Source organism: Streptomyces sp. NPDC020996, from assembly GCF_040641355.1.
Taxonomy (GTDB): Bacteria; Actinomycetota; Actinomycetes; order Streptomycetales; family Streptomycetaceae; genus Streptomyces.
In genome coordinates this window covers 1-11,968 of the sequence record NZ_JBFADM010000028.1, presented here as the reverse complement: position 1 = coordinate 11,968, position 11,968 = coordinate 1, and the positions used below count along the sequence as shown (strand labels likewise).

General features: G+C 73.3%; 10 protein-coding genes and 1 pseudogene. 5 read left to right on the top strand and 6 right to left on the bottom strand.

Annotation, left to right across the window (positions count from 1 at the left end; translation table 11 throughout):
• Positions 1-45 precede the first annotated feature (45 nt).
• Entirely contained in the window at positions 46-1,773 is a 1,728-nt protein-coding gene (locus tag AB0G63_RS20065) for an ATP-binding protein (protein ID WP_360751821.1), read from the bottom strand.
• 616 nt (positions 1,774-2,389) lie between these two features.
• Here AB0G63_RS20065 and AB0G63_RS20060 point away from each other — a divergent pair.
• On the top strand, positions 2,390-2,851 hold the full coding sequence (locus AB0G63_RS20060) for an ATP-binding protein (RefSeq protein WP_360752003.1): 462 nt from the start codon (positions 2,390-2,392) through the stop codon (positions 2,849-2,851).
• Between the two features lie 92 nt (positions 2,852-2,943).
• Here AB0G63_RS20060 and AB0G63_RS20055 read toward each other — a convergent pair.
• A pseudogene (locus AB0G63_RS20055) lies at positions 2,944-3,171 on the bottom strand (DUF3093 family protein); the annotation flags it as partial.
• Positions 3,172-3,256: 85 nt separating this feature from the next.
• Between AB0G63_RS20055 and AB0G63_RS20050 the strand changes: the two are divergent.
• Positions 3,257-4,249, top strand: coding sequence for a hypothetical protein (locus AB0G63_RS20050; RefSeq protein WP_360751818.1), 993 nt, complete (start codon positions 3,257-3,259; stop codon positions 4,247-4,249).
• A 62-nt stretch (positions 4,250-4,311) separates the two neighbouring features.
• On the opposite strand, the gene AB0G63_RS20045 is transcribed toward AB0G63_RS20050, so the two are convergent.
• The 3 genes from AB0G63_RS20045 to AB0G63_RS20035 form a co-directional block, all read right to left on the bottom strand.
• Positions 4,312-5,403 carry a zinc-binding dehydrogenase gene (locus AB0G63_RS20045; protein WP_360751816.1) on the bottom strand — a complete coding sequence of 364 codons (1,092 nt, stop codon included), beginning with the start codon at positions 5,401-5,403 and terminating at the stop codon, positions 4,312-4,314.
• Complete coding sequence (locus AB0G63_RS20040; RefSeq protein ID WP_360751812.1) at positions 5,400-5,867, bottom strand: DUF4334 domain-containing protein; 468 nt, start codon at positions 5,865-5,867, stop codon at positions 5,400-5,402. The genes AB0G63_RS20045 and AB0G63_RS20040 overlap by 4 nt, the downstream gene beginning before the upstream one ends.
• Positions 5,868-5,988: 121 nt before the next feature.
• Positions 5,989-6,654 (bottom strand): cutinase family protein, encoded by a 666-nt coding sequence (locus AB0G63_RS20035; protein WP_360751810.1) that lies wholly within the window; start codon positions 6,652-6,654, stop codon positions 5,989-5,991.
• Positions 6,655-6,884: 230 nt separating this feature from the next.
• On the opposite strand from AB0G63_RS20035, the gene AB0G63_RS20030 reads away from it, so the two are divergent.
• Positions 6,885-8,510: a LuxR C-terminal-related transcriptional regulator gene (locus AB0G63_RS20030; protein WP_360751808.1), complete on the top strand. Its 1,626-nt coding sequence runs from the start codon at positions 6,885-6,887 to the stop codon at positions 8,508-8,510.
• Positions 8,511-8,818: 308 nt separating this feature from the next.
• Here AB0G63_RS20030 and AB0G63_RS20025 read toward each other — a convergent pair whose 3' ends face one another.
• Positions 8,819-11,095, bottom strand: coding sequence for a catalase (locus tag AB0G63_RS20025; protein ID WP_360751805.1), 2,277 nt, complete (start codon positions 11,093-11,095; stop codon positions 8,819-8,821).
• A 290-nt stretch (positions 11,096-11,385) separates the two neighbouring features.
• On the opposite strand from AB0G63_RS20025, the gene AB0G63_RS20020 reads away from it, so the two are divergent.
• Positions 11,386-11,640 carry a hypothetical protein gene (locus tag AB0G63_RS20020; protein WP_360751802.1) on the top strand — a complete coding sequence of 85 codons (255 nt, stop codon included), beginning with the start codon at positions 11,386-11,388 and terminating at the stop codon, positions 11,638-11,640.
• On the top strand, positions 11,637-11,968 hold a 332-nt coding region (locus AB0G63_RS20015; RefSeq protein WP_360751799.1), incomplete at its 3' end, for an alpha-L-rhamnosidase C-terminal domain-containing protein. The genes AB0G63_RS20020 and AB0G63_RS20015, both read left to right, overlap by 4 nt.

Here is an 11,968-nt window from a genome sequence, read left to right as displayed (position 1 = left end):
GGGTGGTGTGGGCTGTGCGGCCCTGAGCTGTGCGGAAGGCCGGACCTAGTCCTCGGACTCGGTCTCGTCTCCGGTGCGGATGCCGGGCTCGGCGGGGGGGCCGCCGGCCTGCCGGCTGCGGTGGAAGGCGGCGAACTGGCTACCGGCGTTGCGTGCCGGCCCCGTCTCGTTCGCCGAAGACCGCGACCGGTCCGGTTTCGGCCGGCCCCGTTCCGCCTCGGCCATGGTGCGTCCGGGGGCCCGCACGGGCAGCCCGTTGGGGGTGGCCGACGTCCCCCTGCGGGGAGCCTCGGCGCGGGGCGTCACGTCCGCCCGCGCCACCGACGGGGAGCGAGACGGGAGGGGCGCCTCGGCCGCGGGGGCCGGGGCCGGCGCGGGCACGGCCGGGGTCTCGGCGCCGGCCGTGCGGCGTTCGGCGGTGACCGGCTCACGCTGCTGTGCCACGAGCTCCGGCGGCAGGAGGACGACGACGCCGGTGCCGCCGCGCGAGGAGGGCCGGTAGTTGACGCTGATGCCGTACTTGAGCGCGAGGCGGCCCACCACGCCCAGGCCGAGCCGGGTGCCCTGCAGCGAGGCGAGGTCGGTGACGTTGCCCGAGACCGCCTCCTCCGCCCGGCGCATGGCGGCGTCGGACATCTTCAGACCGCTGTCCTCGATGGTCACGACGATGCCGGCGCTGCGCTCCTCCACGTACACGTGGACCTCGTCGATCGGCGGGGAGAAGTTGGCCGCGTTGTCCATGAGTTCGGCCAGCAGGTGCATCACGCCCTCGGCCGCGAAGCCCGCGATGGCGGCCTTGCTGGAGTTGTGCAGGCGCACCCGCCGGTAGGCGGCGATCCGGCCGACGGCACCCCGCAGGATGCTCTCCATGACGATCGGCTTGTTCCACACGCGGCTGGGACGGCCTCCCATGAGAAGGGCCAGCCGGTCGGTCATCAGACCCAGCTGGGAAGTGCTGTGGTCCAGGCGCAGCAGGTCGCCGAAGACCTCTCCGCCGTGCCGGTCCTGCATGTCGCGCAGGTCGGCGAGCATGCTGACGGTCTTGGCCTGGACCCGGCTGAGCGCCTTCGCGGAGGCGGCCTGCGCGGCGGCGGACCGGCGCTCGCTGTAGGCGAGTTCCCTGACGAACGATTCGGCCGGGGTACGCAGCAGCGGGTTCTGCGGCCAGTCGAGCTTGGCCAGAACGGTGTCGGCGGAGCTTCCGTCCCGCAGCAGGGCGACCGCGGCGGGCAGCGTCTCGTTCGTCAGGCGCTCGAGTTCCGCGGTTCCCTGGGACAGCTCGCGCTGCATGACGCCGAGTTCCGTGTGCGCCTCGGCGGACCGGCGGATCACCTCGGCGATCTCGGTGGCGAAGACGTGCAGGATCTGACGCAGATAGGGGTCGGTGGGGGTGGCCGCACGGGCCAGCGCCTCGTCGGCGCTCGCGCCGCTCTTGAGCTGCCGCGCGATGGTCGGCAACGTGACATTGACCAGCTGGGCGGTCTCCACCGCCTGCTGGGTCCAGTTGTTCTTGGTCATCTCCAGTTCGCCGCCCCGCGCGGCCACTTGGCGGCGCGCGCGGCGCAGCAGGGCGGAGCTGGTCGCGGCGATGCCGGCGATGCAGCACCAGGCGACGGCCGCCGTGCCCATCACCCACGGGCGGGCGCTGTCCGGGGCGGCGGCGATCACCGCTCCGGCGCCCGCGGCGGGCGCGATCAGGGCCGTGGCGAAGGTGGCCGGGATGGAACGCCCCTGCGCAGATCGGCGCTGGTGGGGTTGAGCAGGCACTGACATTCCGCGGTCCCTCGGTCCGTGAGAGCAGGAGTACGTGGACGACTGAAACATCGCCGACAGGCCGGAGGACGGATGACCATCTTCCAGATCAAGCACGCCGCTCATGCTAGTCATCGCATCCGGTGGTCGGCCCCGGCAGAGCGGCTCATTGTTCGGAGATCGGCACTTCGTCGAGAAAAAAGTCAGGGCCCGGGTGCGGTGTGGTAGTTGCGCCGAGTTGACGTCAGTCGATCTCAAACAGGCGGCAGTTGGCGCTTTCGGACATTCTTCGATCGGCTTGATGTGTGTCGCATGAGCTGAAACCTTATCGGGTAGGTCGATTTTCAGCCAACTGTCGTACCGATGTTGGTGTCATCGGTCGGACGCCTCCCGCGCGGCCGCCCCGGTGGCGCGTCCCGCCCGCGTCCGCGATGTCGATGCCGTGGGGATCGTGGAGAAGGGAGGGAGGATGTGGCGAACCTGTCGCCCCGTGGCCCCCGGGCCCCCTTCTTGCACGAGCCGGAGGCCGACCGGGTTCAACAACGCTGGTGTGAAGGTTGCGTACGGCCGCGATTCGGGGGTATCCGAGTGCCGTTAGCCGTGTTGCTCAGGACGAGGGTGGCGGTGTGGGCCAGTGGTGCACGAAGACGAGGATCAGCCGCTGGTCAGCCGTCCCGTGTCCGCGGCCGTGGCCCTCGGCGCCGGAGAACCGATCGCCGAGGCCCGCCGGGCCGCGCGCCGCTTCATGGCCGAGGTGCAGTCCGTGCACGGGATCCCGGTGTCGGACCGCGCCATGGGCACGGTGGAACTGGTGGTCAGCGAGCTGGTGACCAACGCCTACAAGTACGCGCCCGGCCCGTGCCTGCTCGACCTGGAGGTCAGCGACGGAGCCGTGGAGATCAGCCTGTGGGACGGCGACCCGACCCTCCCGGTGCCCCAGGCCGCCGACCCGGCCCGGGTCGGGAAGCACGGGCTGGAGATCGTCATGGCGGTGTGCCGCAGCTTCGAGATCCGCCGTGAGCCGGTGGGCAAGCGGGTCAGGGCCACGATCATGCTCGCCGACGATCCGGGCGGCCACCCGGCGGGCCGCCTGATGTGACGCGCGTCGACGCCTCGCCGGTGCGGCGCGTGCCCGACGGGGCGGTGACCGCGACGCGCCTGCCAGGTGCGGGCGAAGGCCAGTACCGCCAGCAGGGTGGCCGGCCGTCGGGTGGAGAGGTACAGGTAGGGGGCCGGGCAGTCCGGGTCGTCGATCTCGATGCGCAGCGCCGTCGGGACGTAGCTGCGCAGCAGCGTCAGCGCGCGAACGTCGGCCCGACGGGTGCGCCAGAGGAACGCCTCCTCCCCGTCCAGCATCTCCGCCATGCCGAGGGAGGCGAGCGGGAACCGTATCGCACGCCCGGAGATGACTGCCGTCACGACGATGCCGACGCCGCCATGGGCGTGCAGCCCCAGGCGGTCGGCGCGCTCACCGTGGATGCTGCGGTTCGAGGCTCTGAACCGGATGCTGAACCGTCCCGGGGCGGCTCAGCAAGCGATCGCCGTCTGCGCCTCCACGGCACGTGACGGCTCCAACTACGCGGCGACCGAGGTGATCTGCGCCCTCGACAACACCGCGCACGCCGACGCCGCCGCCCGCGTCCTGGCCGAACTGCAACGGCCCACCGGCCAGCGGGCGTTACCGGGAGCCGTCATGGCCTGCATCCGCAAGATCCACTACCGGCACTTCACGGCCTCCCGGCTCCGCCGCCTCGGCCGGGCCGCCCATGACATCGGCCCCGAATGGGATCTCTTCGGCCAGGTACGGGCGTTGTCCGGGGCGTTACGGGAGTCGCCCGGCCCCGGCGCAGCGGACCCGGCTCGGCGCACCCGACGCGGGCCGCGCGCCCGCCGAACTCGCGCCGGTGGCACGGCGGGTGCTGCGGCAGGCGCGGCGCACCACGCCGTCCGACGGAGCCGACGCGGTCTGTCCGCCCTCGTCACCGAGCTGCTCTGCCCCTCCCTCTTCGACGTACGGCTGTACACCGCGGTCCTGCTCGCGGCCACCCCGTACCGTGGCGGGCTGGCCGACGCGGTCCTGGCCGAGCTCGACCGCCCGCACGTCGCCGCGGCGCCCTCCTGCGCCCTGCCCCTGCTCGGCGCCCTGCGCGTCCTGGGCGACGCCGGTCACCGCGGCACCGTGGAACGCCTCGCGCTGTCGCCCGGGCTGCCACGCGCCACGGTCTCCGCGGCGGTGCACAGCCTCGGCCGGATCGACTGCGCCCGGGACGACGATGTGTTCTTCACCCGCGCCCTCGCCCAGCCGGGAGTGGACGCAGCGCCGGGACCCCGCCGCGGCCGCCACGCCGAGCGGCCTGGTCTACGTGATGGGCCGGGCGCGGCGTACCGACCTGATCCGGGACGTGCGCGACCGGCCCGCCCGCCCCTCACCGCGCGCGAGGCGGCCGCCTGGTGGCTCGGCCTGTCCGAGCGGACCCTGGCGAACTCGCTGGTGTGAACCCGCCCGGCCGGCTCGCCGGTGTGAGCCCGGGACGTCGTCGGGCGTCGCGGCGGTGATCCTCAGAAGGACGTGACGACGACGCGGGCCGTCCCGGGATCCCGCAGGGCGGCGTAACCGGTGTCGATCTCGTCGAGCCCGATGCGGTGGGAGACGAGGCCGTCGAGGTCCAGCCGCCCCTGCAGAGCCAGGCCGGCGTAGCGGGGGATGTCACGCCGGGGGTTGCCGGAGCCCATGATCAGGCCCTGGATCCGTTTCTGCTGCAGCAGCAGCCTGGGCAGGGAGAGCGTCAGCTCCGCCGCGCCCGCCGCCAGGCCCACCAGGTGCACGGAACCCCCGAGGACGGTCATGTCCAGCGCCTGTTGTGTTGTCTCGGCCACGCCCACCACGTCGAAGGCGTGCCGCACCCCGCCGCCGGTCAGCTCGCGCACGGCCGTGACGGCGTCGGAGGCCGAGCAGTCGACGACGTCCGTGGCGCCGAAGGCGAGCGCCCGCCGCAGCCCGCCCTCCCGCACGTCGACCGCCACGATCCGGGCCGCCCCGGCGAGCCTGGCCCCGCTGATCACGTTCAGCCCCACGCCCCCGGCGCCGATCACGGCCACGCTCTCCCCGGCCCCGACACGGGCGCCGTTGAGGACGGACCCCACGCCGGTCAGCACCCCGCACCCCAGCAGCGCGGCCGCGTCGAACGGCAACTCGCGCGGGACGGCCGTCAGCTGGTTCTCGTGGACGAGTGCCCGTTCGGCGAAGCCGCCCAGGCCCATGCCCTGGGCGACGGGCTGCCCGGAGCGGCTGAGCCGCGGACCGTCCCGCGGGTCGCGCAGCGTGGACCCGGGCCGGCCGCACTGGTACGGCCGGCCGTCCAGGCACGCCGGGCAGGTCCCGCACCACTGCACGAGGCAGCCGACGACGTGGTCCCCGACGGCGAACCCGGTGGCCTGCGGGCCGAGGGCGGCGACGACTCCGGCGATCTCGTGTCCCAGTACCACCGGCGGGGGAAACCGCGCGGAGGGGTGCGCGGCGAGGGTCAGGTCGGTGTGGCACAGACCCGACGCCCGCACCTCCACCAGCACCTCGCGGCCTTCGGGCTCGGCGATGTCGATGTCCTGGACGGTGAAGGCGCCGCCCGCCGCCTCCACCACCGCGGCTCTCACGCGCGTTCGAGGAGGAAGTAGAAGAACGGGCCGTCCTCGCCGAACCCCTTGCCGTTCATGATCCCCATGAGGGTGCGGTCGTCGACGGCCTTGAAGTGGTCGAAGACCGGCTGGCCGTCGTAGACCATGGTGGCCGTCGACTCGCCCCGGAACTCGACCATCCACAGACTGGCCTCGCCCTTGCCGAGTTCGGTGTCGGAGTACAGCCGGCCGTCCTTCCCGCGCATGATCAGCGGCTTGGCGTCGTCGGCGGCCAGGAAGGTCTTGCCGTACCAACCGGCCTTCTCCAGTTTCCCGTTGAGCGGATGGCCGGTGTGGAACTCGTCGCCCCGCCACTCGCCGAGGATGTCCTCGACCCGGACGGTGGGCAACGCGGCCCAGATGGCGTCGAGTTCGTCCGGCGAGACGGCGGAGTTCCTGCCGCGCAGGACCGCGAACCTGGTCCGTGCTTCGTCGATGTCCATCAGTCCCTCTTCCCATGGAGAGATACATAAGCACGTTCTGTGTATCAGTGTTTCACCGGAAGGGACAGAGGGGCAGGGGGACAGAGGGGCGGAGAAGCGGAGGATCGGTGCCGGATTCCGGTCAGCCCGCCTTGATCCTGTCGGCGGCGAACCGTGCGCCCTCCGGGACGCTGCCGTTGAGGTGGTACCTGAGGTGCGCCGCACCGTTGGCGCCGTTGGCGCACACGGGGTCGCCGGTGTTGCAGAACTCCTTGGCCTTCGGCCCGTACAGCGCGCTGGCCGTGTTGATGGTCTTGCCGTACAGGCGCAGCGGGTTGCCGTAGACGACGACGGCCTTGACGCGCGGGGCGAGGTCGGTCGGGATGGACTGGCCGGTGCCCAGGGCCGTGCGGATGCCCAGAGCGATGTCGGTGACGCTGGCCCCCTGCGAGTAGCCGCCGATGACGAAGGAGGTGCCGGGGCAGTCGGCGGCGGTGGACCTGACGTGGCGCGTCATGTCGGTGGCGCCCGGACCGGCGCTGGTCTGGGAGAAGTTGGCCGCGTAGTCGACGGCGTAGGAGGTCACCGTCTTGCCGGGCAGGTCCTTCTTGATCTCGCTCACCAGGGGAGTGCCCACGATGCCCAGGCCGGGAGTTTCCCCGGTGCCGCGGGCGAAGACGACCTCGACGTCGGAACAGGGCGCCGCGGAGGCCATCGACGGCGCGAGGGTGAGGCCGGCCGCGCCGAGGGCTCCGGCGGCGACGAGGGCGGCGATCGTGGTGCGGCGTCGGGGAGCGCGATGTGACATGGAGCTACCTCTTTCGCGTGCGGCGGTGCGGGTGCTCCGCACGGATCCGTTCGTACGGAGCCCGAGCAACGTAAGAGCCGCAACGCCCCACCGGCATCGGTGGAATCACCAGTCACCTCACTGGGGTCGGCTGTTGGATGCCGAGTCAGCAAAGCGCGGGAAACGGGTCCGCGGCCGTCTGCCCGTCGCTACGATCGGGCACAGCGAGACCACGGAGAACGGTGGTGCACGTGGGGCACGAGACAGCCGAGGCGGCCTCCTGGCATCAGGACGAGCGCCGCACCGTCGGCGCAGTGAGCGCCGAATCCCGCCCGCCCGGCCGGCCCCGCTCCGACCGTCACCCCGCCGCCCGAGCCCTGTTCCACGCCGACGGCGAGCTGAGTCAGGCGCGCGAGGAGTTGCGGCAGGGTCTCCTGCTGTTGCGTGACGGCCCCGTCGCCGACGCCTACAACTCCCTGACCCTGGCCGCCGCCACGCTGGCGAGCACAGACCCGGCACAGGCGCGCGCGGCCTGCGTGCACGCCACCGCCGCCGCCTGGTCCGGCGGCGACCGCGACGGCTACCTCGCCGCTCTCGCCGCGCTCCCCGCCGTACCCGGCCCGCACGACGGCACCGGCGCGGCCCGCGACCGGGACAGCCCCGTCGACGCCTTCTGGCGCACCTACCGCGACGGCATGCACAGCGTCATGAACGGCGACTTCGCACGCGCCGACGCCCTGCTGCGCCCCGTGCTGAACGTGCTCGCGGCGCGGCGTGAACCCCTGGACCTGCTCAACGCCGGCACCGTCGCCCTCATGCTCGGCGACCTCCCGACGGCCCGGCACCTGCTCGGCCTCGCGCTGGCCGGCGCCCGCTCCGGCAAGGCACCCGACCTCGTGCCGCGCATCCTGGAGCACCTGGCCTACGCCGAACTGCGCGAGGGCAGTCACCACCAGGCCCGGGTGCACGCCGAAGCCGGCCTGGAGGCGGCCGGACGACTCCGGCAGCGGAACGTGTCGGCCAATCTCTCCGCCGTACTCGCCCTGGCCGCCTCGATCACGGGCAGCCCGGCCACGGTCGCCGCGCACGCCCAGGCCGCGCTGCGTGTCGCGCACGCCCACGGGCTGCGCCAGACGGCCACCCTCGCGGAGTGGGCGCAGGCCCGCGCCGACCTCGGGCACGGGCACGCCGAGCGAGCAGCCGCCCGCCTCGCGCCGGTGGTGCACGCGGGCCCCCGCCGTGGCCACTTCGGTCTGTGGGTGCTGACCGTCCCCTGTTACGTCGAAGCCGCCGTGCTCGCCGGACGCGGCGCCGACGTCGACGCGGACACGGACACGGACCACGTGATTGACGCGTACGCCGTCTGGGCCGGCATGGGCGCCGACCCGCAGGCCCCCGCACTCCTCGCCCGCTGCCGGGCGCTCGTGGCGGGCGACGAGCGTGCCGAGGAACTGTTCGCCGACGCCCTGGCGCGGCACGACCAGGTCAACGGCCCCTTCGAACACGCCCGGACTCACCTGGCCTACGGGATGTGGCTGCGCCGGCGGCGTCGTCCCGGCGAAGCCCGGCCCCAACTGCGCAGCGCTGTCATGGGGTTCGAGCAGTGCGGCGCCGACGTCTGGGCGGAGCACGCGCGCGCGGAGCTGCGCGCGGCGGGGGAGACAACGGGAGCCGCCGGCCCCGAACCGGGTCCCCTGGGCCGCCTCACCCCGCAACAACTGCGCATCGCCCGCCATGTCGCGCAGGGCGCCACCAACCGCGAAGTGGCCCGTCAGCTCTCGATCAGCACGCGCACCGTCGAGTACCACCTGCGCAACGTCTTCACCCAACTCGGCGTGCGCTCCCGGGTCGACCTGGCTCGACTGCTCGGAGAGTGACGACCCTTCGTCCGAAGGCCCCCGGCCGCCGCCCGAAGGCGCCGGGCCGTCCTCCGGCAGGCGCGCGCCGGGCCGTCCTCCGGCAGGCGCCGGTCTGTCGCCGGGCATGCTCCCGGCCGCCGTCCGGAGGAACCGGCTCGTAGCCGGGCAGGCGCAGGCTGTCGTCCGGCAGGCGCCGGCCGTCGTCCGGCAGGAGGCGGCCCGCCCCACGCACGACCGCCGCCCCTCCCGGACAACGCCGTCGGTGCGTGTCCGAAAGGGGCGGCGGTCACCTGCCCCGCGCGGTGTCCCTCACGGGACACACCGCCTCACAGGGCGGCGGCGAAGCGGTCCCAGGCGCGGTGCCCGCGCAGCAGGCCGGTGACGGTCTCCAGGACCGGGGCCGCGGCGTCACCGGTGACCACGCCCGCCGCGCCCACGGGCAGACCGGCGGCCTGCAGGGCGTCCGTTCCCTTGCCCCAGGCGCCGAGCGCCTTGCCGTGCCGGAACGCCTCCGTGACCATCAGCAGCACCCGGGGGTCGAGGGCGGTGAGCCGCGCGGCGGCGTCGTCGGCCTTCGCCTCACGGGCACCGTAGGCGTCGGCCGCCGGAGCGGGCGCCCCCGCCAGCAGGATCGCGTCGAACTCGGTGGAGCGGGCGGTGGCGAAGGTGCGCTGCACGGTGACCGCGTCGCCGTCGCCCAGCGTGCCGCCGGACGGCGCGATCACCAGCGGGACCATTCCGGCGTCGAGCACCGCCCGGCGTACCTCGCGCACCTGGTCCAGGCCGTCGGCGCCGTCGGTGACGATGCCGACGACACGGCCGTCGACCGGCCACTCCTCGCCGAGCTGGGACAGCGCCGGACTGGGCTCGACGGCCGCCGGCGGGACGGTCGCCTCCGGAGCCGGCAGCCCCAGACCGGCCGCGACCCGGGCGCACAGCTCGGAGTCGATGTTGGCGAGCACCCGCAGCCCTCGCTCCTTGACCGACTGCTCGTAGCACTTGCCCAGTTCGAAGGTGTAGGCGGCGACGATGTGCTCGCGCTCGGTGGGGGACATGCTCAGCCAGAACAGCCGGGGCTGGCTGAAGTGGTCGTCGAAGGACGCCGCCGCGTCCCGCACCTTGCGCGCGGCGGGCACCTCGGCCGGCACCTCGATGTAGGCGCCGGTGTCCGCGCCCGCCATGAACGGGCAGCCGCCGTCGAGGGAGTTGGGCCGGTAGGGCGCCACGCCCCGGTGCACGGCGGTCTGGTGCATGCCGTCGCGCAGCATGTCGTTGACGGGCGCGTGCGGGCGATTGATCGGCAGCTGGGCGAAGTTGGGGCCGCCCAGCCGGGTGATCTGCGTGTCGAGGTAGGAGAACAGACGGCCCTGCAGCAGCGGGTCGTTGGTGACGTCGATGCCGGGGACCAGGTGCCCGACGTGGAAGGCGACCTGCTCCGTCTCGGCGAAGAAGTTCGACGGGTTCTTGTCGAGCGTCATCAGACCGATGGGCTGCACCGGCGCCAGTTCCTCGGGCACGATCTTCGTCGGGTCCAGCAGGTCGATGCCCTCGAACATCTGGTCCTCGGTGTCCGGGAACGTCTGCACGCCCAGCTCCCACTGGGGGAACGCCCCGGCCTCGATCGCGTCGGCGAGGTCACGGCGGTGGAAGTCGGGGTCGACGCCCGCGGTGATCTGCGCCTCCTCCCACACCTGCGAGTGCACGCCCAGCTTCGGCTTCCAGTGGAACTTCACCAGTGTGGTCGCGCCCTCGGCGTTGACCAGCCGGAAGGTGTGGACGCCGAATCCCTCCATCATCCGGAACGAGCGCGGAATGCCCCGGTCGGACATGTTCCACAGCGTGTGGTGGGTCGCCTCGGTGTGCAGGGTGACGAAGTCCCAGAACGTGTCGTGGGCGCTCTGCGCCTGCGGGATCTCACGGTCGGGATGCGGCTTGCCGGCGTGGATGACGTCGGGGAACTTGATCGCGTCCTGGATGAAGAACACCGGGATGTTGTTGCCGACCAGGTCGAAGACGCCCTCACCGGTGTAGAACTTCGTGGCGAAACCGCGCGTGTCGCGCACGGTGTCGGCGGAGCCGCGCGAGCCCAGCACCGTGGAGAACCGGACGAACACCGGCGTCTCGGCGCCTTCGGCGAGGAACGCGGCCTTGGTGACGCCCGTCGCGGTGCCGTAGGACCGGAAGACGCCGTGTGCGGCGGCCCCGCGGGCGTGGACCACCCGCTCGGGGATGCGCTCGTGGTCGAAATGGGTGATCTTCTCGCGCAGGTGATGGTCCTGGAGCAGGACCGGGCCTCGGGGACCCGCCTTCAGCGAGTGGTCGGTGTCGTACAGCCGGGCGCCCTGGGCGGTGGTCGCGTAGGCGCCCTGCTGGGCGACGTCGCCCTGCGGGCTCCCGGTGGGGTGTCCGGTCGGGCTGTAGGTGTCCGGTCCGCGCTGGTCGGGCTTGGGCGGCAGCGGCTCGCGCGCCTGCGTCGGCTCCTCGACCGGAGGGGCCTGCGGGCTCGGGGCGCCGGGAATGTCGTTGCCCGGCGAAACCGTCTCCTGCACCTTCTCGACGACCTTCTCGGCGGCGGCTGTCACCGGGTTCTTCTTCTCGCTCACTGCATTCGTACCTTTCGACGGGGGCGGTGCCGCGCGTGGGAGTGGGCTGCACTCGGGCACAGCGACACGGCGGGTACCCGCGCGGCGCGAGCGAACACGGTGGTGGATCATCCGGGTGAACACGGCCGGAAAGCGCGCGACACCTGTGCCGCGGCTGTGTACCCCCCGTCCGGCGACGCGGTCACGACGGCGCCGGCCGCCGGGGGAGTGCCGGCGCCCGTACGTCCGTGCCGGGCCCGGCGACGCGCCGCCCCGGCCGCCCCGGCCTTCGCGGCGGAACGCCGAGTGCGGTGGACGGCGACCGGACCCTCGTCCTCGAACGCGAGGGGGCCGTCCCGGTCACCGCGCCGCTGGGCCGTCGGACCGACCACGACCGGCTGTTCTCCGGCAGCGGCATCTGCACCAAGGACATCGGCGTACCGGCGTCGCCGCTCGACGGTCGCCGGATCCCGCTCGACCTCGGCGACGTGCGCGATGTCGCGGCGGTCACCGTCAACGGCACGCCGCTGCCGCCGCTGCTGTGGGCGTCGTACGAAGCCCCATGACCAGCCCCCTCGCGCCGCGGACGCGGACCCCCACCGTCCTCACCGCCGTCGCGGTGACGCCCGCGTTCGCGTCGGGCTCGTACCGCACGCCGTACGGTGTCGCCCGCACCGACCGGGAGCGCAGCGCGGACGGCTTCCGGCTGACGGTGGACGTGCCCGCCGGCAGCACCGCCGAGGTCCATCCCGCTGCTCGGCGGTACCGCCCGCGCGCCCGAGGAGGCGCACCTGCTGCGTGTCGGGGACACCGCGGCGGTGTACCGGGTCGGCTGACGGAGCCGTGGCGGCGGACGAGCCCGAGGCGGCCTGGTGGTGGTTCCCCAGCAACGAC